This is a genomic window from Streptomyces axinellae, from assembly GCF_039532135.1.
GTDB classification, from domain to species: Bacteria; Actinomycetota; Actinomycetes; order Streptomycetales; family Streptomycetaceae; genus Streptomyces; species Streptomyces axinellae.
Genome location: NZ_BAAARJ010000002.1, coordinates 327,156 through 350,822, shown reverse-complemented (window position 1 = coordinate 350,822; position 23,667 = coordinate 327,156). Strand labels below are relative to the sequence as shown.

Genomic DNA, 23,667 nt, shown 5'->3' with positions numbered 1-23,667 from the left:
CGGGATCAGAAACCAGGCGTGGGCCCCAGAGGCCCGGGTGCGGGCCGGACGGGCGTCCGAGGCGGGCGTGCGGGCGCCGGCCGGGGCGCCCGGGGGCGCCGGGAACTGAGTCGGCGTGAGCCGCCCGAGCGCGCACGCTTACCATGTGCCTGCACAGCCTTGTGCCCGCACAGCCCACTGTCCGCACCTCACGGGATAGGCCGACGATGACTCTGCCCAGCACTGCCCACGATGCCCTGCTGACCCTCGCCTCCGGTGGCGAGCACGGCGAGAGCAGCCGCCACGAGAGCCTCAGCCCGTACCTCACCGGTGGCGGCGCCCTGGTCGCGCTGTTCCTGCTGCTGTGGATCACCACCCGCTTCAACAGGGACCGCTGAGCGGCGCCCGCCGCCGCGCCGTCTGGCATCCGGACAGAGGATAGGGTCGGCCCGCATGGGAGAGAACGGCCAGAGCGCAGCGCCTGGCACCGGTAAGCGGCGGCTCGGCGTGATGGGTGGCACCTTCGACCCCATCCACCACGGCCACCTGGTGGCCGCGAGCGAGGTGGCGGCACGCTTCCACCTCGACGAGGTCGTGTTCGTGCCGGCCGGGCAGCCGTGGCAGAAGAGCCACAAGCGGGTCTCGCCCGCCGAGGACCGCTACTTGATGACGGTCATCGCGACGGCGTCGAATCCGCAGTTCTCCGTCAGCAGGATCGACATCGACCGCGGCGGGAAGACGTACACGATAGACACCCTGCGCGAGCTGGCCGAGGGCAATCCCGATACGGACCTCTTCTTCATCACCGGCGCCGACGCCCTCTCGCAGATCCTCAGCTGGCGCAACACGGAAGAGCTGTTCTCGCTGGCCCACTTCATCGGCGTCACCCGCCCCGGCCACGCGCTGGCCGACCCGGGGCTGCCGAGTGGCGGCGTCTCCCTGGTGGAGGTCCCGGCGCTGGCCATCTCGTCCACCGACTGCCGCGCGCGGGTGGAACGCGGCGACCCGGTCTGGTATTTGGTCCCCGACGGTGTCGTGCGCTACATCAGCAAGCGCGCCCTGTACCGGGAGGACCCGCGAGCGTGAGCGACGGCTACGGATACGACCCGTACGGCAGGCAGCCGCAGCCGGAGATCGTCGGCTATGACGAGTACGGCCGCCCGGTCTACCGCCAGGACCCGCAGCAGCCCGGCGGCCCTCCCCAGGACGGCTCGCAGCAGAGCGAACAGGGCTACGCCTCCCAGGCCCCGTACGGCACCCACGGCTCCTACGCCGCACCTGGCGCGTACGACACCTCCGGCGCGCAGCCCGGCTCGTACGCCGCCTCGGGCGCCTACGACCCGTACGGGCAGGCGGCGGCCCCTCCGGCGGGAGCCGGAACCGCCGCGTCCGGCCGGCAGGGCTACTACGACTACGACCCGTACGACCCCTACGGGCAGCGGATCGACGGGGCCGGCGGACAGGCCGCCACCGGACAGGCCGCGCGTGGACAGCAGGCCGCGACCGGACAGCAGCCGAGGGCCGGGCAGCAGACGCAGGCGGCGGCGCGCACCGCGCAGCAGGGCTGGTTCCCGCAGCAGAGCCCTCCGCCGCAGCAGGAGCAGTACGGACAGCCGCAGACCGGTCCGGTTCCCGGCGCGCGCCAGGAGCCGGACGCCGGTGGCGCGCACGAGCCGCCCCCCGCTTCCCCGTCCGGTCCGACAGCCGGCCCGTCGTCCGGCCACACCGACGGCGCGGGGCAGGACGGCCAGGAGGCCGGATACCGCACCGAGCAGTTCGCGTTCGTGGAGGAGCCGACCGACGACTCCGAGGACGTCATCGACTGGCTGAAGTTCTCCGAGAGCCGCACCGAACGCCGCGAGGAGGCCAAGCGCAAGGGCCGCAACCGCGTCGTCGCGCTCGTCGTCGTGGCCGTCCTCGTCGTGACGGGTGGCCTCGGCTACCTCTGGTACGCGGGCATGCTGCCGGGGCTGGACGGGGCCGGGAAGAAGGGCGCCGCCGCCGCGGGCCAGCAGCGCGACGTGATCGTCGTACACCTGCGCGAGCAGGGGGGTGCCAGCTCGACCGCGCTCCTCGTGGACAACGCGGGCGCGGGCCAGGGCAGCACCGTTCTGCTCCCGAACTCGCTGGCCGTCTCCGCCGAGGACGGCACCACCACCACGCTCGGCAAATCCGTCGAGGACGAGGGCGCCTCGCCCACCCGCGACGCGCTCAACACCCTGCTCGGCTCCGACATCAAGGGCACCTGGCGGCTGGACACGCCGTATCTGGAGAACCTCGTGGAGCTGGTCGGCGGCATCGCCCTGGACACCGACACCTCCGTGCCGGGGGCCAAGAAGGGCGAGAAACCGCAGGTCGAGCGGGGTAGCGCCGTGGACCTGGACGGGCGCGCCGCCGTCGCCTACGCCACCTACCGGGCCCCGGGCGAGCTTCAGACCAAGCAGCTCGCCCGCTTCGGACAGGTGATGCGGGCGGCGCTGAAGAAGCTCTCCAGCGACTCGGGCGCGGCGACCAAGACCGTGGAGTCCCTCGGCCAGATCCCCGATCCCTCGCTCTCCGAGAAGCAGCTCGGCGCCTCGCTGGCCAAGCTCGCCAGCCGGGCCAGGGCCGGCGACTACCGCACGCGGCTGTTGCCCGTGCAGGCCAACGGCACGCTGAGCAGGCAGGCGGGCGACGAGGTCGTCAAGAAGATCCTCGGCGGCACCGTCAAGAACTCCGACCCGCAAGCCGCGCTCCGCGTCAGCCTGAAGAACGCCAGCGGCAAGCGCGGCGTGACCAACGCCGCATCCGCCGCGCTGGTCAACGGCGGCTACGCGGTCGTCAAGTCCGGCTCCGGCGCCGCCCGTGCCCAGTCGGTGGTGGGCTACGCGAAGCCGGAGCACAAGGCCGAGGCCGAGGAGGTCGCCAAGACTTTGGACCTGCCGGCCAGCGCCGTCCGCGAGACCGGCAGCGCCTCGACCGCGGATGTGGCCGTGCTGCTCGGCGCCGACTACAAGGGCTGAGGAGCGGGCCGCGCCGTGGGCCGCTCGGTGGCCGCCCGGGCGGAAGACCCGGGCGGACGAAGAAGAGCGGTTGTGCGGCCGTGAGACCCTGGAACCCGACACGTATACCGCGTCCCGGACGTTCGTCCCGGCTCCGGGGTTCGAGGTTCCGGATTCCGGGCCTCGCACGTTCCGGAGCTTTCCGCGTGTTCCGATCGCGACCATTCCCGACCGAAAGCCTTGCCTGTGACCGCCACGGACCGTTCCCTTGAGCTGATCAGCGTCGCCGCACAGGCGGCGGCCGACAAGCTCGCGCACGACATCGTCGCGTATGACGTCAGCGACGTTCTCGCCATCACCGACGCCTTCCTCCTCGCCTCGGCGCCCAACGACCGGCAGGTCAAGGGCATCGTCGACGAGGTCGAGGAGTCCCTCAACAAGAAGCTGGGGGCCAAGCCCGCCCGTCGCGAGGGCGAGCGCGACGGCCGCTGGGTGCTGCTGGACTACGTGGACATCGTCGTCCACGTCCAGCACAGCGAGGAGCGCGTCTTCTACGCGCTGGAGCGGCTGTGGAAGGACTGCCCCGAGCTGGAGCTGCCCGAGGACGCCAAGGCGACCCGCGGCAAGGCCGCCGAACACGCGGGCGAGGCCGAGCGGGCGGACGAGCTGGACGGAGAGCTGAACTGAACGGGCACTCGGGAGCGGTCAGGGACCGCAAAATCGTGCTGTGGCGGCACGGCCAGACCGCCTGGAACCTGGAGCGCCGGTTCCAGGGCACCACGGACATCGAGCTGACCGACGAGGGCATCGCCCAGGCCCGCCGGTCCGCGCGGCTGCTGGCCGCGCTGCGCCCGGACGCGATCATCGCCTCCGACCTGCGGCGCACAGCGGACACCGCCGCGGAGCTCGCCGCCCTCACCGGCCTTGAGATCACCCACGACGAGGCGCTGCGGGAGACCTACGCGGGCGCCTGGCAGGGCCTGACGCACGAGGAGATCGTCGCGCAGTACGGCGAGCAGTACGCCGCGTGGAAGCGGGGCGAGCCGGTGCGCAGGGGCGGCGGTGAGCTGGAGACCGAGGTCGCCGACCGCGCGGCGCCCGTCGTGGAGAGCAGCGCGGACAAGCTGCCGGACGGCGGCACGCTCGTCGTCGTCAGCCACGGCGGCACCATCCGCACCACCATCGGCCGACTCATCGGCCTGGCTCCGGGCACCTGGGAGTCCCTGGGCGGGCTGTCCAACTGCTGTTGGTCCGTGCTGGGCGAGACCCTGCGGGGCTGGCGCCTGCTGGAGCACAACGCGGGCAGCCTCCCGGAGCCGGTGCTCGGCGACGACGACTGAGCCGGGGGCGGGGCGGGGCGTCGGAGTGACGTGGCCGGGCTCCGTGAGAGCGGGCTACCGGGGGCGGATTTCTCATTAGGCCAGGCCACCGGTTAAGCTTCTTCTCGTTCGCGGCGCTCCGGCGCCGGAGCCTCGGGGCTATAGCTCAGTTGGTAGAGCGCTTGCATGGCATGCAAGAGGTCAGGAGTTCGATTCTCCTTAGCTCCACAGAATCGAGAGGCGGGCTTACTCACAGATTGCGTGAGTACAGCCCGCCTCCGGTGTTTTCAGGGTCGTTTTCGCGCGGCTTCGCCGTTGCGTCGTTACGCCGTCGTACATCGCCAACCCTCCGTTCAGCACGCCCAGTTGGTTCAACCAGGGCCTGTCTGCGTGTCCTCGTGTGCGCGCCGCTCGCAGTGTGGTCGCTGTCGGGCACGCGCTTGCTCTGGCGGTTCGGCCAGGGCCTGTTCGCGGTCAGGACCTGCGCAAACACCATGACCGGGAGGATTGCGGCGGGTGCCGGGCGGGCCGGGAGCGCCGGCGGGTCCGGAGTGCGGGGATTGCGCGTGGATCGCTGACCGGGGCTTAGTCGCGAGCCGGGAACGTGGCAGAATCGTGACGGCTGGGAGGGGGGAAGCCAAGGGGAGGACGAGTGCGATGTCGGCGACGGGCCTCAACGTCGACCGGGAGGACGACCAGGGGCTCGCGTGGTCCGCACCCTGCCAAGAGCACTCGCCGAGTACGCCCGGCCCCCTTCAGTGCCCGTCCTGCGGTTCGCCGAACGTCGCCCAAGTGCTTGGCGACAATGGAGGAGTGTCCTACGTGTGCACGGCTTGTGGCCACATCTGGAGCTGAGTGAGCGATGGGCGCCCACAGCAGGAAGTGCGACTGGTGCGGCAGCGGCACCCCGATCGTGCGTGACATGGAACCGGTCAACAACGCCTACCAGTACTGGTGCGAGGACTGCGCGCGGGCGCTGATCATAAAGGGCGACCCGATCGAGACCTACCGCGAGTTGGACGGCGAGCCCATCTACGGGCGGCTGCTGGACGCCCACTGCACCCTGAAACGCTTCTACTCCTTCGCCACGGCCTGACGGCGGTTGGCGCAACCGCGGCCGGTGCATCCCCTTCCGTCAACTCCCTCGCATTCCTCACACTCCTCACGCTCCGTCAACGCGAAAGCGACGGGCGGGCCTTGACTCCGCGAGCGGCCACCTCACGTCATCCGGCGGCCTGTTCCGCCCCGACGACCGGGGCGCGAGGAGTGGGCGAGGCACGGGGAGTGTGCCGATACCGGCCCCGCTCGGAGGGCGTCGGCTTGCGCAGTGCGCGCACGGCCACCACGGCGGTCAGCACCAAGAAGCCCACACCCGCCAGCGGATAGAGCGCGGACGACAGCATCTCGCCGCCGCTCTGGTGGAGTTCGGGCGGCGGGTCGGAGGCGGGGTCGCGCGGCACCAGCCACAGCGCGTACGAGCTGAACACCGCGGTCGCCGCGAGGGCGCCCGCCAGCCAGCGCCAGCTCGCCCGGCGCTGCGCCTCGGCCCCGAGCAGCAGCACCACCGGCACGCACCACACCCAGTGATGGGACCAGGAGATCGGGCTGATCAGCAGCGCGGTGACGGCGCAGGCGAGCACTGACCAGGCGCGGGCGTGCGGCAGTCCGCGCCGCCCCGCCAAGGCGGCGGCCACGGCCGCGCCCAGTCCGAGTACGACCGTCACCAGGGCCGGCACCGCCCAGAGCCAGCCCGGCTCCCCGGTGTGCAGCAGACGCGCGGCGACCCCGCTGAGGGCCTGGTTGTCGGTGATCTCCGTGCGTCCCACGCGCCCCGACTCGAAGACCGCCCCGCCCCAGAACCGCCACGAGTCGTGAGGCAGCACCAGGGCCGAGAGGAGCACCGTCCCCAGAAAGGCGGCCGTCGCCACGGCCGCCTGGCGCAGCCAGGGGTTCCAGAAGTCGGCCGCCCGCCCGCTGCGGCGCAGCAGCCGCCAGCCCTGGACGGTTCCGCACAGGGCCAGGAAGACGGCGAACAGCGCGGGCGTGAGCTTGACCCCGGCAGCGATGCCGATCCCCACGCCCGCCCACCGGTGGCCGGTGCGCCGCGAGAGGTCCCACAGCACCAGCGCGGCCAGCGACAGATTGATCTGCCCGTAACGCAGCGTCGTCCACACCGGCTCGCACCACACGGCCACGGACGCGATCAGCAGTGTCGCGGCGGGCCGGGAGGCGCGCAGCGGGCGCCCGAGCAGCCGCAGGGACAGATGGACGAGCACGACGAGCAGACCGAGGTTCAAGAACGTCGCGAGGCCCCGCATGTCGGCCACGTCCAGCAGCGTCAGCGGGATGAAGAGCAGGGCGGCGAAGGGCGGATAGGTCGTCGGCAGCTGGGCGTAGGTGGCGCGCATCGCGTAGAGGTCGGAGCCGTTGCGCACGGTCCAGCCCTCGGCGCGGTAGACCATCAAGTCGATCATGGAGACGTCGGCGGTGCGCTGCGCGGCCCAGAAGGCGGCGAAGGACACCAGAAACGGGGCCAGGGCCAGGCTCACCGGCCGTCGCAGCACGTATGCCTTGACCGCCAGGGGTCCTTTGCGCTCGCCGGCGGCCTGCTGCAACGTGCTCACGGGTACGGCTCCAAGGTGCGAGGGGGCCCGTGGGGGCGTGGGGGGAGGGCGTGCGTCGCGGCTCGACAGTACCGGCCCGCTCCGGCCTGGGGCGGGTCGCCCTGGGCGTGGGCGCGGAGGCGTCGAGGGGGCGGAAAGGGATTTGGCGGAGGACGGCAGGGGGCGTGTAAGGTTGGCAAAGCCGCCGCGGGGAAGCCCTCGGCGGACCGGATGCGGGGCTATAGCTCAGTTGGTAGAGCGCTTGCATGGCATGCAAGAGGTCAGGAGTTCGATTCTCCTTAGCTCCACGGAACCGAGGGGCGAGCTGTACTCACGGAGGGCGTGAGTGGGCTCGCTTCCTTTGTTTTTGCGCGGCTTCGCCGCGCGTTGCGGGGGCGTTGCCACCGGCACCCCCATCCGTGGGGTGCCGCCATATCTATGGGTGCCGCTATCCGTTCCGGGGAGTCAGCACCTGCACTCCCGTGCCTGCGCCAGGACCTGTCGCTCGCGTTCGTGCCCAAGGGTGGCGCCGCTCGGGCGGTGGGGTCGGCGGGTGGGGGCGGGGCTCCAGGTCAGGGGGCGTGGGGGCTGCGGTACCCTGGCTGCATGCGTGCCGTACGCCTTCTGCTTAGCGAGCCGCGCTGAACCACTGCCGGACCCCTCGCCGGGGCCGGAATCGGCGCGGCTTCCCCTCCTGTGCGAGGGGTTTTTTCGTTTCCGGACCGCCGCTGAGCAGAGACGACCGATGGAGCTTTGAGGACGATGAGCGAGATCACTTCCGCCGCCGAGAGTGCGGCCCCTTATCGCTACACGGCGGCGCTGGCCGCCGACATCGAGGCACGCTGGCAGGACTTCTGGGAGGAGCACGGGACCTATGAGGCCCCGAACCCGGGTGAGGGCGACCTGGGCGGCGACCCGGCGCAGGTCGCCAAGCCCAAGAAGTTCATCATGGACATGTTCCCGTACCCCTCCGGTGCGGGCCTGCACGTCGGGCACCCGCTGGGTTACATAGCCACCGACGTCTACGCCCGGTACGAGCGCATGACCGGGCACAATGTCCTGCACACGCTGGGCTTCGACGCCTTCGGGCTGCCCGCCGAGCAGTACGCGGTGCAGACCGGCACGCACCCGCGCGCCTCCACCGTGACCAACATGGGCCAGATGACGGCGCAGCTGCGCAGGCTGGGCCTGGGGCACGACCAGCGCAGGACGTTCGCGACGATCGACCCCGAGTACTACCGCTGGACCCAGTGGATCTTCGTGCAGATCTTCAACTCCTGGTACGACACCGAGGCGGACCGGGCCCGGCCGATCGCGGAACTCGTCGAGCAGTTCGAGTCCGGCGCCCGTGAGACCCCCGGGGGCCGGGGGCCGTGGAGCGGGCTGAGCGAGCGCGAGCGGGCCGACCTGCTGGGCGAGTACCGACTGGCCTACGCCTCGGACGCGCCCGTCAACTGGAGCCCCGGGCTGGGCACCGTGCTGGCCAACGAGGAGGTCACCGCCGACGGCCGCTCCGAGCGCGGCAACTTCCCCGTCTTCAAGGCCAAGCTGCGCCAGTGGAACATGCGCATCACCGCCTACGCCGACCGCCTGCAGAACGACCTGGACGGGCTGGACTGGCCCGAGGCCATCAAGCTGCAACAGCGCAACTGGATCGGGCGCAGCGAGGGCGCCAGGATCGCGTTCCCCGTCGGCGACGAGCGCATCGACGTCTTCACCACCCGCCAGGACACGCTGTTCGGCGCCACCTACATGGTGCTGGCCCCCGAACACCCGCTGGTGGAAAAGGTCGCACCGGATGCCTGGCCGGAAGGCACACACGAGGTGTGGACCGGAGGCTACGCGACCCCCGCCGAGGCTGTCGCCGCCTACCGGGCGCAGGCCGAGGCCAAGTCCGATGTGGAGCGCCAGGCCGAGGCGAAGGACAAGACGGGCGTCTTCACCGGCGCCTACGCCCTCAACCCTGTCAGCGAGGAGCGCGTTCCGGTCTTCATCGCCGACTACGTGCTGATGGGCTACGGCACCGGCGCGATCATGGCGGTGCCGGCGCACGACTCCCGGGACTTCGCGTTCGCGCGCGCCTTCGAGCTGCCCATGCGGTGCGTGGTCGAGCCCTCGGACGGCCGCGGACTGGACCCCTCCGCCTGGGAGGACGCCTTCAGCTCGTACGACGCCAAGATCGTCAACTCCACGGATCACGGCTTCTCCCTGGACGGCCTGGGCGTCGTCGAGGCGAAGGAGCGGATGACCGGCTGGCTGGAGGAGCGCGGCCTGGGCGAGGGCACCGTCAACTACCGGCTGCGTGACTGGCTGTTCAGCCGCCAGCGCTACTGGGGCGAGCCGTTCCCGATCGTCTACGACGAGGACGGCATCGCGCACGCGCTGCCCGAGTCGATGCTGCCCCTGGAACTGCCGGAGGTCGAGGACTACTCCCCGCGCACCTTCGACCCGGATGACGCCGACACCTCCCCCGAGACCCCGCTGTCCCGGAACGAGGAGTGGACACACGTCACGCTGGACCTGGGGGATGGCAAGGGCCCGCGGCGCTTCCGCCGGGAGACCAACACCATGCCCAACTGGGCGGGTTCTTGCTGGTACGAGCTGCGTTACCTGGACCCGAAGAACGACGAGAAGCTGGTCGACCCCGAGATCGAGCGCTACTGGATGGGACCGCGCCCCGGCCGGCCCGCCGGCGGTGTGGACCTGTACGTGGGCGGCTCCGAGCACGCCGTGCTGCACCTGCTGTACGCGCGTTTCTGGTCCAAGGTGCTGTACGACCTGGGTCATATCTCCTCGGCGGAACCATTCCACAAGCTGTACAACCAGGGCATGATCCAGGCGTTCGTCTACCGCGACCGGCGAGGCATCGCGGTGCCGGCCGCCGAAGTGGAAGAGCGCGACGGCGCCTACTACCACCAGGGCGAAAAGGTCAGCCGCGTACTCGGGAAGATGGGCAAGTCCCTGAAGAACGCGGTCACTCCGGACGAGATATGCGCGGACTTCGGCGCCGACACGCTGCGGCTGTACGAGATGGCGATGGGACCGCTGGATGTCTCACGGCCATGGGACACCAGGGCCGTCGTCGGTCAGTTCCGGCTGCTGCAACGGCTGTGGCGCAACGTCGTGGACGAGGCGAGCGGCGCGGTCACCGTGGTGGACACAGAGGCGGACGAGGCGACACTGCGGGCTCTGCACAAGGCCGTTGACGGTGTTTCCCAGGACATGGCGGCGCTGCGCTTCAACACCGCCATCGCCAAGATCACCGAGCTGAACAACCACGTCACCAAGCTGTCCGAGGTGCCGCGCTCCGTGGCCGAGACGATGGTGCGGCTGATCGCCCCGCTGGCCCCGCACATCGCCGAGGAGCTGTGGCGCAAGCTGGGCCACCAGGACACCGTGGTCTACCAGGACTTCCCGGTCGCCGACCCCGCGTACCTGGTGGACGAGACCGTGACCTGCGTCGTCCAGATCAAGGGCAAGGTCAAGGCCCGGCTGGAGGTCCCGCCGTCCACCTCGGAGGGGGACTTGGAGGCCATGGCGCTGGCGGAGCCCGTCATCGTCGCCGCACTGGACGGGGCCGGCATTCGCAAGGTGATCGTCCGGGCGCCGAAGCTGGTCAACATCGTTCCTGCGTGAGGCTCGTTCCTGCACGGGTGAGGCTCGTTCCTGCACGGGTGAGGCTCGTTCCTGCACGGGTGGGGCTCATTCCTGCGCGTTTGTGTGCGGTGTTCGCCCCGGGGCGGGGCCCGTCCTCGGTCGGGCGGCCCGCGCCGGGGCCGTCCGGCACGGTGCGGGGCTCCCCCTACGGGGCTTTTGCGGGGACGCTCCGGGGCCCGGTGGAACCCGCTGTCCTTCCCGCCCGTTTACGCTGAACTGGAGACGGTGCGGCGATCGGATGGAGGAGCGACCCGTGGACGTGGGACTGGTCATCGGCCTGGTGCTCTTCCTGGTTTTCGTGACACTCGGAGTGATCGTCACGGTGCGTGCCACGCGGGCCGTGAAGCGCGGGGTCGAACGGACGGGCGCGCAGGTCAGGCGCACGGTCGAGGAGACGACCCTCAAAGCGCGCGCGATGCAGCCCGGCCCCGTGGGTGAAGTCGCGCGCGTCCGCATGGAGTTGCGTTCCTCCGTGGACAGCACCCGCGCGGCCCTGGAAGCCGGAGCCCGGGACGACCCGGCGCTGACGGAAGCCATCTCCTTGCTGGACCAGCTCCACGAGCACGCCAGACAGCTCGACGGCGAGCTGCGCCGACTCATGGAGGGCGAGCCGGACCGCGCGCGTATCGCGGCGAGACTGCCGGATGCGCGGGAGCGGATGAAGCACATCAGGGAGTCGGCCGACTCCTTGCGCTTCGCCGCCCAGGACCGGGCACGGCAGTTCGACTCCGAAGGGCTGGACGACCTGCGGAGCAGGATCGACATCGAGACAGGAGCCCTGCGCCACTGGACTCCCACACCCGGCCGCAGCCCGCACGACCCCTCGGCGGACCCCGCGCCGAGCCAGGATTCGTCACCGGATGCCGCCCGAAGGCCGGGCGGGCAGCACGGGCGCTCCACGGCAGCCGGTGAGCAAGGGCCCGGAGCCCGGGATGCCGGGGAAGCCGGGGAAGGGCGCCACTCCGAGGCCCGGCCGGCCGAGCTGGGGCCGGCCGGACAGGCGCTGGATCCCTCCCTCACCGACCCGACGACGGGGCGGAAGCGTGCGGAGCCCGGCTTCGAGAAGCGCCGCCCGCGGAGCGCCTCCTGAACGCTCCCGACCCCGCGCCCGATAACCTCCGTTCCATGCACGGCCCCGTCGCGATCCTCACCGACTCCACGGCCTATCTGCCTCCCGCCGCCCTGCGGCGGCACCGGATCGAGGCCGTCCCGCTGACCGTCGTACTCGGCGACCGCGCGCTGGAGGAGGGCACGGAGATCTCCGCCCGCTCTCTGGAGACCGCACTGCGCGAGCGCCGCCCCGTCACCACCTCGCGGCCCAGCCCCGAGGTGTTCGCCCGGGCCTACCGGGCCGCTGCCGAGGCAGGAGCCATCGGGATCGTCTCCCTCCACCTGTCGGCGGAGTTCTCCGGCACGTATGACGCCGCGCTGCTGGCCGCCAAGGAGGCGCCCGTGCCGGTGCGGGTGGTCGATACGGGGGTCGTCGCCATGGCCCTCGGCTTCTGCGCCCTGGCGGCGGCGGAGTGCGCCGGGGCGGGCGGAACCCTGGACGAGGCGGTGGCCGCGGCCGAGAAGCGCGCGGAGGGCACCTCTGCGGTCTTCTACGTGGACACGCTGGACTATCTGCGCCGGGGCGGCAGGATCGGCGCGGCCCAGGCGCTGCTGGGCTCGGCGCTCGCCGTCAAGCCCCTGCTCGAACTGGCGGACGGCCGCATCGGCATGCTGGAGAAGGTGCGGACGGCGTCCAGGGCCATCGCCCGGCTTGAGGAGATCGTGGTGGAGCGGGCCGGTGACGCGCCCGTGGACATCGCCGTACACCATCTCGCCAGCCCCGAGCGGGCCGAGCAGCTCGCGGAGCGCCTCCGCGAACGGGTACCTGGCCTGCGAGAACTCCATGTGAGTGAGGTGGGGGCCGTGATCGGCGCCCACACCGGGCCCGGGTTGCTGGGAGCCGTGCTCTCACTCAGATGAGTGAGCGAGTTATCCACAACTCGCGGGTTTTCCACGGGAATTGAGCAAGATCACTGCGGTTGGCCGGAGATGCCTACCGTCGGTTGGCATGAGCGCACGAGCAGGAACGAAGACAGCCACGGGCCCGCACGCGGACGCAGACGGCGGGGCGGTGACCCGCCGCCCAGCCCGGCGCCGCCCGCCCAGGGGCCCGCGTGGAAATCCGGCCACGGGCCCGGGGCGGCCCGGCGGATCCCGGCTGCGGCGAGCCCGCAGGCCCCCGGGCTCCCGGGCGGCAGCGGCCCGCGCGGAAGCTCTTCTCGCCGCGTCGGCGGATCCGGGCCCACCCTCCTCTTCCTCCCCCGCTGCCTCTTCTGCGGCTTCGGGCGGCGAGCCCTCTGGGCCCGCAGATGGCGGCTCTCTTCCTGCCTTGGCGGGGGAGGAGCTGCCCTCCGGGGCGCGGGAGGGGATTCCCGCCCCGCCGCGGGAGGGCGAGTTTCTTGCCACGCCACGGGAGGAGCTTTCTGCCACGCCACAGGGCGGCGGGCTTCCCGCCCTGCCACGGGAGGAGGCCATCGCGGCAGCTCGTGAGGCCGTGCTCCTCGGCAAGGAGCGCAGGCACCGGCAGCGGGCGGCGAGTGGGGGCGCGGGACAGGATCCGGGTCGCTTCGCGAGTGGGCCGGACGAAGAACATGGGCCGGGCCCGGGCGCAGCCGGCGGTGATGTCCGGCGTGCCGTCGGGGAGTGGCCGGAGGGCACGGAGCCGCCGCGACGCCCGGCATGGGTGGAAGCCGGAGGCGGGGAGCTGTGGCAAGGAGATGAGGGCAGCGGCCCCGGCCCTGTGGGCGAAGGCTTCTTCAGGGAGGGGCGGGCCGAAGACCGGATCACGGAGGACGCCGACGAGGAGCGGCTCTCGCTGCGGGAGCGGGCGGGGCTCGCCCTGGGGGAGCGGCTGCCGGTGTGGCTGCGCTCGCGGTGCGGGGTGGAGCCGAAGACGCTGGTGGCCGTTTCGCTGGTGCTGCTGGTCGCCGTCGGGTTCGCCGTCCACCACTTCTGGACGGGACGGCCGCAGCCCGTGGCCGCGCCTGCCGAGCAGCGGTCCAGGGGCGGGCCCGCTCCGTCCCCCGGCTTCCCCTCCTCGGCCGCGTCGCCCGTGGCGGGCGCCCCGCCGGGTGCGGCCGGGGCGGCGGCCTCGGGCAAGCGACTGGTGGTCGATGTCTCGGGGAAGGTCCGGGATCCCGGGGTGCACCGTCTCCCCGCCGGGTCGCGGGTCGCCGACGCTCTGGAGGCGGCCGGAGGGCTGCGCCCCGGCGCCGACACGAGCGGCCTCAACCGCGCCCGGCTGTTGATCGACGGCGAGCAGATCGTCGTCGCCGCGCCGGGCAAGGGGGGCGGAGGGTCACAGCCCGGGGCCGCGGGGCCCGCTGGGGCGCCGGGTGCGGGATCCAGCGGCGGTGCTGCTTCCGGAGGCTCGGCGACAGGGGCGAGCGGCGCTCCGATCAGCCTCAGTTCGGCGACCCCGGAGCAACTGGAGACCCTGCCGGGCGTGGGCCCCGTGCTGGCGCAGCACATCATCGACTACCGCACGGAGCACGGCGGCTTCAGCTCCATCGACCAGCTACAGGAGGTAAACGGCATCGGGGACAAGCGGTTCGCGGACATCAAGCCCCAGGTGACGCCATGAACCCGGGGACGGAGGAGGCCACGCGGGCCGGTTCTGCTCCTGCCCGGTCCCTTCCTCGGGGCCGCCCCCCGCTGGGAGACGCCCAGCCCCGTCAGGAAGCGCCGCCCGACCTGCGACTGCTCGCGCCGGCTCTGGCGGCCTGGGCGGCGGCGTCCCTCGCACTCGGGGCGTCTGCTGCGGTGGCGGCCATCGGCGTCACCGTGTGCGGCCTTGCCGGACTCGTGCTGTTCGCCGCCGGAACCAGGAGAAGGCGTGGGCGGCGTGGACGGCGTGGACAAGGCCCGCGCCTGACATCTGGGGAGAACGGGGTTTCTCCGGCACCGAGCGGAGCCGCAGCGCACCGGGCAGGACTGCTCGGTATCGCCGTCACGCTGCTGTGCGCGGCTGCGGCGGGTACGAGCGCCGCCTTGCACACGGCGGACGTCCGCCGGGGCCCGTTGCCGGACCTGGCCGAGGGCTACGCACACACTCGGGCCGAGGTCACCGTGACCGGCGACCCCCGCGCGACCCGTCCCCGGGTGAGGGGCGCGCGGGCTTCGGCCGGGGTGATCGTGATCCCGGCGGAGGTGGTGCGCCTCCCCGCCCCAGCTGCCGAGAACGCGTCCGGCAACGCGAGCGCGCCAGATGCCGCGAACGCGCCAGGCACTGCGAAGAGCAGAGGCGCTGACGCAGCCGGGCAGGGATCGTGGGCCCGGCTGCGGACGCCGGTACTGCTCATGGTCGTCCTGAGCAGCGGCCCGGACGACGACGGGTCCGGGGCCCGGGACGCCGGGGCGGGCCGGGCTGCCTTACGGGAGCGGGCGGCGTGGCTGCGGCTGTTGCCCTCCACCGGGCTCCGGGTGACCGCGCGCCTGGCGCCTCCGGACGACGACCGGCCGGGCGGCAAGGACATCGCGGCCGTGCTGCGGATCGACGCCGGGACACCGCACGTAGTGCGGGAGCCGACGATGGCGCAGCGCCTCGCGGGCGATCTGCGCTCCGGCCTGCGCAAGGCGGCCGGAGGACTGAGCGCGGACGCCAGGGGCCTGTTGCCCGGGTTGGTGGTCGGGGACACCTCGCGGCTGCGGCCGGAGCTGGAAGATGCCTTCAGGGCAACGGACATGACGCACCTGACAGCTGTCAGCGGGGCCAATCTTTCGATTCTTCTCGTGCTGCTCATCGGCCCGCCGGGGCTGGCGCACAGAGCGGAGCGCGGCGGGCTGGCGCCGAGGCTGGGGCTGTCGCTGCGGGGCACGGCCGTGGTGGGGGCACTGCTGACGCTGGCCTTCGTGGTGGTGTGCCGTCCGGAACCGAGCGTGCTGCGGGCCGCCGCGTGCGGGCTGATCACGATCGCGGCGATCGGCACGGGACGGCGCCGGTCGCTGCTGCCCGCACTGGCGGCGGCCGTGCTGCTGCTCGTGTTCTACGACCCGTGGCTGGCGAGGGACTTCGGATTCTTGCTCTCCGTGCTCGCGACAGCTTCACTGCTGCTGCTGGCCCCGCACTGGTGCGAGGCGCTGCGGCGGCGGGGCTGGCCCCCGCGTATCGCCGAGGCCGTCTCGGCAGCGGCGGCGGCTCAGGCGGCGTGTGCCCCGGTGGTCGCGGTGCTGGCCGCGCATGTGAGCCTCGTGGCGGTGCCCTGCAATCTGCTGGCGGAGTTCGCGGTGGCGCCCGCCACGGTACTGGGCTTCGCCGCGCTGGCCGCGGCCCCCGTGGCGATGCCGGTGGCGAAGGGGCTGGCCTGGCTGGCGAGTTGGCCCGTGGAGGCGATCGCGGGCATCGCGCGAACCGGCGCGGAGCTGCCGGGCGCCGAGATCGGCTGGCCGGGGTCGTGGGCCGGAGCGCTGGGACTGGCGGCCGCGCTGAGCGGGCTCATGCTGGTGGCGGCGTGGCTACGGCTTCCGCACCGGCCGTGGCTGTGTGCGGGGTGCGCGCTGGTGCTGCTGGTGGCGGTGACGCGGCCGGTGCCGCTGGTACGGCCGTTCACGGGCTGGCCGCCGACGGGCTGGCGCATGGTGGCCTGCGATGTGGGCCAGGGCGACGCGCTCGCGTTGGCGGTGGACGGGGAGCGCGGCGGCTCCGGCGGGGCAGTGGTCGTGGACGCGGGGCCCGACCCCACAGCCGTGGACCGGTGTCTGCGGGACCTGGGCGTGACCAGCATCCCCCTGGTGGTGCTGACGCACTTTCACGCCGACCACGTGACCGGACTTCCAGGGCTGTTGCGGGGCCGGAGCGTGGGGGCGATCCAGACGACGGGGCGGGCGGAGCCCGCCGGGCAGGCCGAGTTCGTCCGCAGAGTGGCGCGGCAGGCGAAAGTGCCGGTGGTGTCGGCGGTCGCGGGAGAGCGGCGGCGGACTGGCGACCTGTCGTGGGAGGTGCTGTGGCCGCCGCCGGAGACAGGTTCGGGGACGGACCCCAGCAGCCCCCTCGGCGCCGGAGCTGTCGGGGAAGGAGAGGAGGGCGGAGGTGCCAATGACGCCAGCGTCACGCTGCTGGTGCGCACCCGCGGCCTCACGCTTCTTCTCCCCGGAGACCTCGAACCGGCGGCACAGCAGGGTCTGTTGGCGCTCCACCCCGATCTTCCGCGGGCCGATGTGCTCAAGGTCGCCCACCACGGCTCACGGTTCCAGGACTCCGCCTTGCTCGGAAGGCTGCGTCCACGTGTGGCCCTCGTATCAGCGGGGCGCGACAACCCGTACGGTCATCCGGCACCCGAGACGCTGCGGAAGCTGTCCGAAGCGGGCACGCTCGTGGCACGTACCGACCGGCACGGAGCGCTGGCACTGACCAGACGCCCGGACGGGACACCCGCTGTGGCAACCCAGCGGGGCGCCCTCGGCCGGACGGGAAACATGGAGGGCGAGCCGCGCGCACCCCTCGGTCGCGGGCCGGCAGAAGGCGCGGGGCAGGCAGGGCGGGTCAGTCGCGTTCCAGCCAGCCCTCGTGGGCGGAGGCGAGAGAGTCGAGCAGAGCGCGGTCATGAGCGGCGTGCGGGTCTTCGAGGACCACCAGCCACTGGGCGTCCTCGGCGTCGTCCTCGCCCGCGAGGGCATCACGGACGAGTTGGGGCTCTTCTGCCAGGCCGAGCCGAAGCTCCAGCTCCGCCGCGACCTCCTCGGCCGCGTCCCTGTCGGGCAGCACCAGCACGTGTCGTACGTCGCTCACCACGGCATTCTCTCAGCCGAGCCGAGCCGAGCCGGGCCGAATCGGTCCGCTCGGCTCGATCAGCTCCATCGGCTCGTGGCGAACGCTGCTCAGGGCGCTCAGGGCGCTCAGGGCGCTCAGGGCGCTCAGGGCGTGCGGGGCGGGGCGGGGTGTCGGTGGGACGTGGGATGCTGGGAGGCGATGGCTGGGACGCGTAAGAAGACCACGGATGATCCGCTCGCCCCCCTGACTCTGGCGGTGGGGCAGGAGGAGTTGCTCATCGAGCGTGCCGTGCGGGCGGTGATCGATGCGGCGCGTGCGGCCGACGCCGATACCGACGTCAGGGACCTGGCCTCGGGTGAGCTTCAGCCGGGCACTCTCGCGGAGTTGACGAGTCCCTCGCTCTTCGCCGAGCGGAAGGTGGTCGTGGTCCGTGCGGCGCAGGATCTCGGGGCCGACACGGTCAAGGACGTCAAGGCGTATCTGACCGCCCCGGCCGAGGAGATCACGCTCGTTCTGGTGCACGCGGGCGGTGCCAAGGGCAAGGCCCTGCTGGACGCGGCCCGTAAGGCGGGCGCGCGCGAGGTGGAGTGCCCGAAGATGACGAAGCCGGCGGATCGGCTGGCGTTCGTGCGGGGGGAGTTCCGGGGGCTCGGCCGTTCCGCGTCCGCGGAGGCGTGCCAGGCGCTGGTGGACGCCATCGGAAGCGACCTGCGCGAGCTGGCGTCGGCGTGCAGGCAGCTGACCGCCGATGTCGAGGGCACGATCGACGAAGCCGTGGTCGGGCGCTATTACACGGGCCGGGCGGAGGCATCGAGCTTCACCGTCGCCGACCGGGCGGTCGAGGGGCGGGCGGCGGAGGCGCTGGAGACGCTGCGCTGGGCTGTCGCGACAGGGGTGGCCCCCGTACTGATCACCAGCGCGCTGGCCCAGGGCGTCCGCGCCATCGGCAAGCTCGCCGGTGCTCCCCGTGGAGCGCGTCCGGGAGATCTGGCCCGGGAGCTGGGGATGCCGCCGTGGAAGATCGACCGCGTGCGCCAGCAGATGCGGGGCTGGACCCCCGATGGGGTCTCGGCCGCACTGCGCGCGGTGGCCGAGGCCGACGCGGCGGTGAAAGGCGCGGGCAGCGACCCCGAGTACGCGCTGGAGAAGGCTGTGGTCACCATCGCTGGAGTCGCCCGCTCCCGCTCCCGCTGACCGCCGTTCCGCCGTTCCGCCACTTCGTCGTTCTCCGGGCTCCCATGTGCGAGTGAGCCCTGTTGGGGACTTTCATCGCCAGTGCGCCAGTGCGCCAGTGCGCCAGTGCGCCAGTGCGCCAGTGCGCCAGTGCGCCAGTGCGCGGGTGCCCTACCCCGGTGTGTGCGTGCGCCGCTGGGAGGCTGGGCATGAGTGTGACTTCGGTGTCAGCGCCCCTGCCGGCCCGCGACGAACCATGACGAAGGCCCCGTCTCCGCCCTGGGGAAGGGGGAGGCGGGGCCTCGTGTGGTGCTCGTGCGCCGCACCCGCGTGGCGAACGCAGGCCGCGTGCGGCGCGCTGTCTCAAGCGGTGGCTCTGACGGAGGCGGAAGAGAGAGGGCCCGCCGGTGCGCCCGAGCCGAACGAAACGGTGGGGTCAGCCCTTGAGGGAGGCCACGTGCTTGGCCAGCGCCGCCTTCTTGTTGGCGGCGTTGTTCTTGTGCAGAACGCCCTTGCTGGTGGCCTTGTCGAGCTTCTTGGCGGCGATGCGCTGCGCCTCGGCGGCCTTGACGGCGTCACCGGCGGCCACGGCCTCGCGGGTACGGCGGATGGCCGTCTTCAGCTCGGACTTGACGGCCTTGTTGCGCTGCCGTGCCTTCTCGTTGGTCTTGATCCGCTTGATCTGGGACTTGATGTTCGCCACGAATGAGCCTTTGCGGTTCGGATGTACTTCGGAGTCCGTCTCGGTGCCCGAAGGCACACTCAGCGTCCTAGGACCTCAGCGCCCTCGGACACAGTCGGGTGCCATAAGGCACAGTCGCCCAGGCTACCAGCCGGGCCTCGGGCCCTCCCAATCCGGTCGCCTCCCCGCGCTCATGGGACCATGGGGGCGAACGGAACGACCCGAAGCCCTCGCCGCCAGACCCGACAGGCCAGACCCGACAGGACACTGCGTGCCCGCGACCCCAACGAACGCGCCGGAGCCGAGCCGTACCGACCCGGCGCAGATCCGTAACTTCTGCATCATCGCGCACATCGACCACGGAAAGTCCACGCTGGCCGACCGGATGCTTCAGCTCACCGGCGTCGTGGACAAGCGGCAGATGCGCGCGCAGTACCTCGACCGCATGGACATCGAGCGCGAGCGGGGCATCACGATCAAGTCCCAGGCCGTGCGGATGCCCTGGGCGCCCAGCGACGACGCGGGTACCCCGTACATCCTCAACATGATCGACACCCCCGGGCACGTCGACTTCACCTACGAGGTGTCGCGCTCGCTGGCGGCATGCGAGGGCTGCATCCTGCTGGTGGACGCCGCGCAGGGCATCGAGGCGCAGACGCTCGCCAACCTGTACCTGGCGATGGAGCACGATCTCACGATCATCCCCGTGCTCAACAAGATCGATCTCCCGGCCGCGCAGCCCGAGAAGTTCGCCGCTGAGCTGGCGCACCTCATCGGCTGTGAGCCGGAGGACGTGCTGAAGGTCTCCGCGAAGACCGGCGAGGGCGTCGAGCTGCTGCTGGACGAGGTGGTGCGCCAGGTCACAGCGCCGGTCGGCGACGCGGCAGCCCCGGCGCGCGCGATGATCTTCGACTCGGTCTACGACGCCTACCGCGGTGTGGTCACGTACGTGAAGGTCGTGGACGGGCAGCTCAGCAGGCGTGAGCGCATCCGCATGATGTCCACCGGCGCGACCCACGAACTGCTGGAGATCGGCACCAACTCCCCGGAGATGACGCCCGCCGACGGGCTCGGCGTCGGGGAGGTCGGCTATCTGATCACGGGTGTGAAGGACGTGCGCCAGTCCAAGGTGGGCGACACGGTCACCCTGCTGGCCAAGGGCGCCGAGAAAGCGCTGCCCGGGTACAAGGATCCGAAGCCGATGGTCTTCTCGGGGCTGTATCCGCTGGATGGCTCCGACTATCCGGAGCTGCGGGACGCGCTGGACAAGCTGCTGCTCAACGATGCCGCGCTGACGTACGAGCCCGAGACCTCGGCGGCGCTCGGCTTCGGCTTCCGGGTGGGCTTCCTCGGCCTGCTGCATCTGGAGGTGATCAGGGAGCGGCTGGAGCGTGAGTTCGGGCTCGACCTGATCGCCACCGCGCCCAACGTGATCTACCGCGTGGACATGGAGGACGGCACCGAGCATGTGGTGACCAACCCCAGTGAGTTCCCCACGGGGAAGATCGACACCGTGCACGAGCCGGTGGTGCGCGCGACGCTGATCGCGCCCAGCGAGTTCATCGGCGCGATCATGGAGCTGTGCCAGTCGCGGCGCGGAAACCTCCAGGGCATGGACTACCTGTCCGAGGACCGGGTCGAGCTGCGCTACACGCTGCCGCTCGCGGAGATCGTCTTCGACTTCTTCGACGCGCTGAAGTCCAAGACCCGGGGCTACGCCTCGCTGGACTACGAGCCCACGGGCGAGCAGGTCGCCGACCTGGTCAAGGTGGACATCCTGCTCCAGGGCGACAAGGTGGACGCGTTCTCCGCGATCGTGCACAAGGAGAAGGCGTACGCCTACGGCACGCGCATGGCCAACAAGCTGCGCGAGCTGATTCCCCGGCAGCAGTTCGAGGTGCCCATCCAGGCCGCCATCGGCGCCCGCGTCATCGCCCGCGAGACCATCCGCGCCATCCGCAAGGACGTGCTCGCCAAGTGCTACGGCGGCGACATCTCGCGTAAGCGCAAGCTGCTGGAGAAGCAGAAGGAAGGCAAGAAGCGGATGAAGGTCGTGGGGCGTGTGGAGGTGCCGCAGGAGGCGTTCATCGCCGCGCTGTCCTCCGACGACAGCGGCGGCGGCGGCGAGGCCAAGGCCAAGAAGTAGCCGGCCCCTGCTGCGGCCTTCCTTCCCGCCTGCCCGCTTCCTCGCTTCCTCGCCTTCCTGTCCTCCCGGCTCTGCCTGCCCGCGCTCTCCCCGCCTCCTCCTCCCGCGCCCTCGCGGAGGCCGGCCCCGCGCCATCCGGTCCGGGGCGCCGGCCGGCGCCGGCGGCGTGCTCGCGCAGGGCTCCGGTGTGCTCCGGCGGTGCTCCGGCGGGCCTGCGGGAGGCGTCCGGCGACGCGACGGGAGTCCCCTTCAGCAGCCCCCTTACGTAAGGGGGCTGCTGCCTTTAGTCTGATCACTGCTCAGTAGTTACTCGTGAGTCATATAAGCGTGAGCGAGTCACTCGGCGTCACTGGCCGAGGCGATCGGCGCGAGACGGAGCGAGTCAGCGTGCGCGAGCCGACCACAGCAGGACGCGGGCCCCGGAGGATGTTGTGAGCGACACACAGTCCCTGATCGAGAACCGGCCGCCTTCCGTGGCAACGCTCTTCCTGGAGCGCGTGGAAGCCACGCCCGACGCGGAGGCGTACCGGTACCCGGTGATCCGCGCTGCCGGCGAGGGGCATGACGGGCACGAGGGGCATGAGGGGCCGGACGAGTGGCGCTCGTACAGCTGGCGCGAGGCGGCCGAGCGGGTCTTCTCCCTCGCCGCCGGGCTGATGGCGCTGGGCGTGGTCCCGGAGGAGCGGGTCGCCATCGCGTCCAGTACCCGGATCGAGTGGATCCTCGCCGACCTGGGCATCCTGTGCGCGGGTGCGGCCACCACCACCGTCTACCCCAGCACCAACGCCGAGGAAACGGCCTTCATCCTCGCCGACTCCGAGAGCACCGTTCTGATCGCCGAGGACGCCTCCCAGCTCGCGAAGGTGCGGGAGCGCCGCACCGAGCTGCCCAAGCTGGCGCACGTGGTGCTCATCGACGGCGAACCGGCCTCCGACGGGACGGGAACCGACGGTGCCGAGGAGGGCTGGGTGCTCTCCTTCGCCGACCTGGAGCGGCGCGGCGCCGCCTACCGCGAGAAGCACCCGGACGCGATCAAGGAGGTGGTGGGCGGGCTGCGCCCCGACCAGCTGGCTACGCTCATCTACACCTCGGGTACGACCGGCCGGCCCAAGGGCGTCCGGCTGGCGCAGGACTCCTGGTCGTACATGGCCAAGACGGTCCGGCAGTCGGGACTGCTGGTCGCTGAGGACGTGCAGTACCTCTGGCTGCCGCTCGCGCACGTCTTCGGCAAGATGCTGATCTCCGCGCAGATCGATGCGGGGCACGTCGTCGCCGTCGATGGCCGGGTGGACAAGATCATCGAGAATCTGCCGGTCGTCCAGCCGACGAAGATGTGCGCCGTGCCGCGGATCTTCGAAAAGGTCTACAACGGCGTGGCGCAGAAGGCGCGGGCCGGTGGCAGCGCCAAGTACAAGATCTTCCAGTGGTCCGCCGAGGTCGCGCGCGAGTACGCGCGCACCAGCCAGGACAACCAGCGCCGCACCGGCATCCCCTCGGTCCCGGCCGGGCTGAAGGTCAAGCACGCCATCGCCGACCGCCTCGTCTACAGCAAGCTGCGGGAAGCCTTCGGCGGCCGGATGACCGGCTGCGTCTCCGGCTCCGCCGCGCTCGCCCCCGACCTGGGCTACTTCTTCGCGGGCGCGGGCATCCCGGTGCTGGAGGGCTACGGGCTCACCGAGTCGTCCGCCGCCAGCTTCTGCAACCGCGCGGACAACTACCGCACCGGCACGGTCGGCAAGCCGTTCGCCGGCACCGAGGTGCGCATCGCCGACGACGGCGAGGTCCTGCTGCGCGGCCCCGGCATCATGCTGGGCTACCACGGGCTCCCGGAGATGACCGCCGAAGTCCTGGAGGAGGACGGCTGGTTCCACACCGGCGACATCGGCGAGCTGTCCGACGACGGCTACTTGAAGATCACCGACCGCAAGAAGGACCTGATCAAGACATCGGGCGGGAAGTACATTTCCCCGGCCGAGGCGGAGGGCCAGTTCAAGGCCGTCTGCCCGTACGTCTCCAACATCCTGGTGCACGGCGCCGGCCGGAACTTCTGCAGCGCGCTCATCGCGCTGGACGAGCCCGCGATCATGGCCTGGGCCGAGCAGCAGGAGACGCTCAAGGGCAAGCCGTACGAGAGCGTCGTGGCCTCCGAGGAGGTGCGCGTGCTCCTGGACGGCTACATCGAGGAGCTGAACAGCGGCCTTCAGCGCTGGCAGACCATCAAGAAGTTCCGGGTGCTGCCGCGCGACCTGGACATCGAACACGGCGAGCTGACCCCCAGCCTCAAGCTGAAGCGCCCCGTGGTGGAGCGGGAATTCGGTGACCTGATCGAGGAGATGTACGAAGGGGCCCGCGAACGCTGACCCGGAC

17 protein-coding genes, 2 tRNA genes and 1 pseudogene are annotated in these 23,667 nt (G+C 71.6%); 17 read left to right on the top strand and 3 right to left on the bottom strand.

What is annotated here, in order from left to right; all coding sequences use genetic code 11:
* Positions 1-206: 206 nt before the first annotated feature.
* The 8 genes from ABD339_RS03940 (at position 207) to ABD339_RS03905 (ending at position 5,375) form a co-directional block, all read left to right on the top strand.
* A complete protein-coding gene (locus ABD339_RS03940; RefSeq protein ID WP_344562105.1) occupies positions 207-377 on the top strand; it encodes a hypothetical protein in 171 nt (56 codons plus the stop codon).
* 55 nt (positions 378-432) lie between these two features.
* Positions 433-1,065, top strand: coding sequence for a nicotinate-nucleotide adenylyltransferase (gene nadD, locus ABD339_RS03935; protein WP_344562103.1), 633 nt, complete (start codon positions 433-435; stop codon positions 1,063-1,065).
* Positions 1,062-2,981 (top strand): LCP family protein, encoded by a 1,920-nt coding sequence (locus ABD339_RS03930; protein ID WP_344562102.1) that lies wholly within the window; start codon positions 1,062-1,064, stop codon positions 2,979-2,981. The genes nadD and ABD339_RS03930 overlap by 4 nt, the downstream gene beginning before the upstream one ends.
* 225 nt (positions 2,982-3,206) lie before the next feature.
* Positions 3,207-3,647 (top strand): ribosome silencing factor, encoded by a 441-nt coding sequence (gene rsfS, locus ABD339_RS03925; protein ID WP_344562100.1) that lies wholly within the window; start codon positions 3,207-3,209, stop codon positions 3,645-3,647.
* Complete coding sequence (locus tag ABD339_RS03920; RefSeq protein WP_344562354.1) at positions 3,644-4,300, top strand: histidine phosphatase family protein; 657 nt, start codon at positions 3,644-3,646, stop codon at positions 4,298-4,300. The genes rsfS and ABD339_RS03920 overlap by 4 nt, the downstream gene beginning before the upstream one ends.
* Before the next feature lie 134 nt (positions 4,301-4,434).
* A tRNA-Ala gene (locus ABD339_RS03915) sits at positions 4,435-4,507 on the top strand.
* A 429-nt stretch (positions 4,508-4,936) separates the two neighbouring features.
* On the top strand, positions 4,937-5,134 hold the full coding sequence (locus ABD339_RS03910; protein ID WP_344562353.1) for a hypothetical protein: 198 nt from the start codon (positions 4,937-4,939) through the stop codon (positions 5,132-5,134).
* Between the two features lie 7 nt (positions 5,135-5,141).
* Entirely contained in the window at positions 5,142-5,375 is a 234-nt protein-coding gene (locus ABD339_RS03905) for a hypothetical protein (protein WP_344562098.1), read from the top strand.
* Between the two features lie 127 nt (positions 5,376-5,502).
* Here the strand turns inward: ABD339_RS03905 and ABD339_RS03900 are convergent, their stop codons facing one another.
* Positions 5,503-6,903: a glycosyltransferase 87 family protein gene (locus ABD339_RS03900; protein WP_344562094.1), complete on the bottom strand. Its 1,401-nt coding sequence runs from the start codon at positions 6,901-6,903 to the stop codon at positions 5,503-5,505.
* A gap of 214 nt (positions 6,904-7,117) precedes the next feature.
* On the opposite strand from ABD339_RS03900, the gene ABD339_RS03895 reads away from it, so the two are divergent.
* The 6 genes and pseudogenes from ABD339_RS03895 to ABD339_RS03870 all read left to right on the top strand — a co-directional run.
* Positions 7,118-7,190, top strand: a tRNA-Ala gene (locus ABD339_RS03895).
* 454 nt (positions 7,191-7,644) lie between these two features.
* Positions 7,645-10,518: a leucine--tRNA ligase gene (gene leuS, locus ABD339_RS03890; protein ID WP_344562092.1), complete on the top strand. Its 2,874-nt coding sequence runs from the start codon at positions 7,645-7,647 to the stop codon at positions 10,516-10,518.
* 274 nt (positions 10,519-10,792) lie between these two features.
* Complete coding sequence (locus ABD339_RS03885; protein ID WP_344562090.1) at positions 10,793-11,629, top strand: hypothetical protein; 837 nt, start codon at positions 10,793-10,795, stop codon at positions 11,627-11,629.
* 35 nt (positions 11,630-11,664) lie between these two features.
* The gene (locus tag ABD339_RS03880; protein ID WP_344562088.1) at positions 11,665-12,510 is read left to right on the top strand and encodes a DegV family protein; all 846 of its coding nucleotides are present in this window, start codon (positions 11,665-11,667) and stop codon (positions 12,508-12,510) included.
* A gap of 763 nt (positions 12,511-13,273) precedes the next feature.
* Complete coding sequence (locus ABD339_RS03875) at positions 13,274-14,173, top strand: ComEA family DNA-binding protein (protein ID WP_344562086.1); 900 nt, start codon at positions 13,274-13,276, stop codon at positions 14,171-14,173.
* A gap of 131 nt (positions 14,174-14,304) precedes the next feature.
* Positions 14,305-16,965, top strand: a pseudogene (locus tag ABD339_RS03870) (ComEC/Rec2 family competence protein); the annotation flags it as partial.
* 106 nt (positions 16,966-17,071) lie between these two features.
* On the opposite strand, the gene ABD339_RS03865 reads toward ABD339_RS03870, so the two are convergent.
* Complete coding sequence (locus ABD339_RS03865) at positions 17,072-17,317, bottom strand: hypothetical protein (RefSeq protein WP_344562351.1); 246 nt, start codon at positions 17,315-17,317, stop codon at positions 17,072-17,074.
* A gap of 180 nt (positions 17,318-17,497) precedes the next feature.
* Here ABD339_RS03865 and holA point away from each other — a divergent pair, with 180 nt between their 5' ends.
* A complete protein-coding gene (gene holA, locus ABD339_RS03860; RefSeq protein ID WP_344562084.1) occupies positions 17,498-18,493 on the top strand; it encodes a DNA polymerase III subunit delta in 996 nt (331 codons plus the stop codon).
* 415 nt (positions 18,494-18,908) lie between these two features.
* Here holA and rpsT read toward each other — a convergent pair whose 3' ends face one another.
* Positions 18,909-19,175, bottom strand: coding sequence for a 30S ribosomal protein S20 (rpsT, locus tag ABD339_RS03855; protein WP_344562082.1), 267 nt, complete (start codon positions 19,173-19,175; stop codon positions 18,909-18,911).
* Positions 19,176-19,425: 250 nt separating this feature from the next.
* Here rpsT and lepA point away from each other — a divergent pair, with 250 nt between their 5' ends.
* Positions 19,426-21,300, top strand: coding sequence for a translation elongation factor 4 (gene lepA / locus ABD339_RS03850; protein WP_344562081.1), 1,875 nt, complete (start codon positions 19,426-19,428; stop codon positions 21,298-21,300).
* A 431-nt stretch (positions 21,301-21,731) separates the two neighbouring features.
* Positions 21,732-23,660: an AMP-dependent synthetase/ligase gene (locus tag ABD339_RS03845; RefSeq protein ID WP_344562080.1), complete on the top strand. Its 1,929-nt coding sequence runs from the start codon at positions 21,732-21,734 to the stop codon at positions 23,658-23,660.
* Positions 23,661-23,667: the final 7 nt, after the last annotated feature.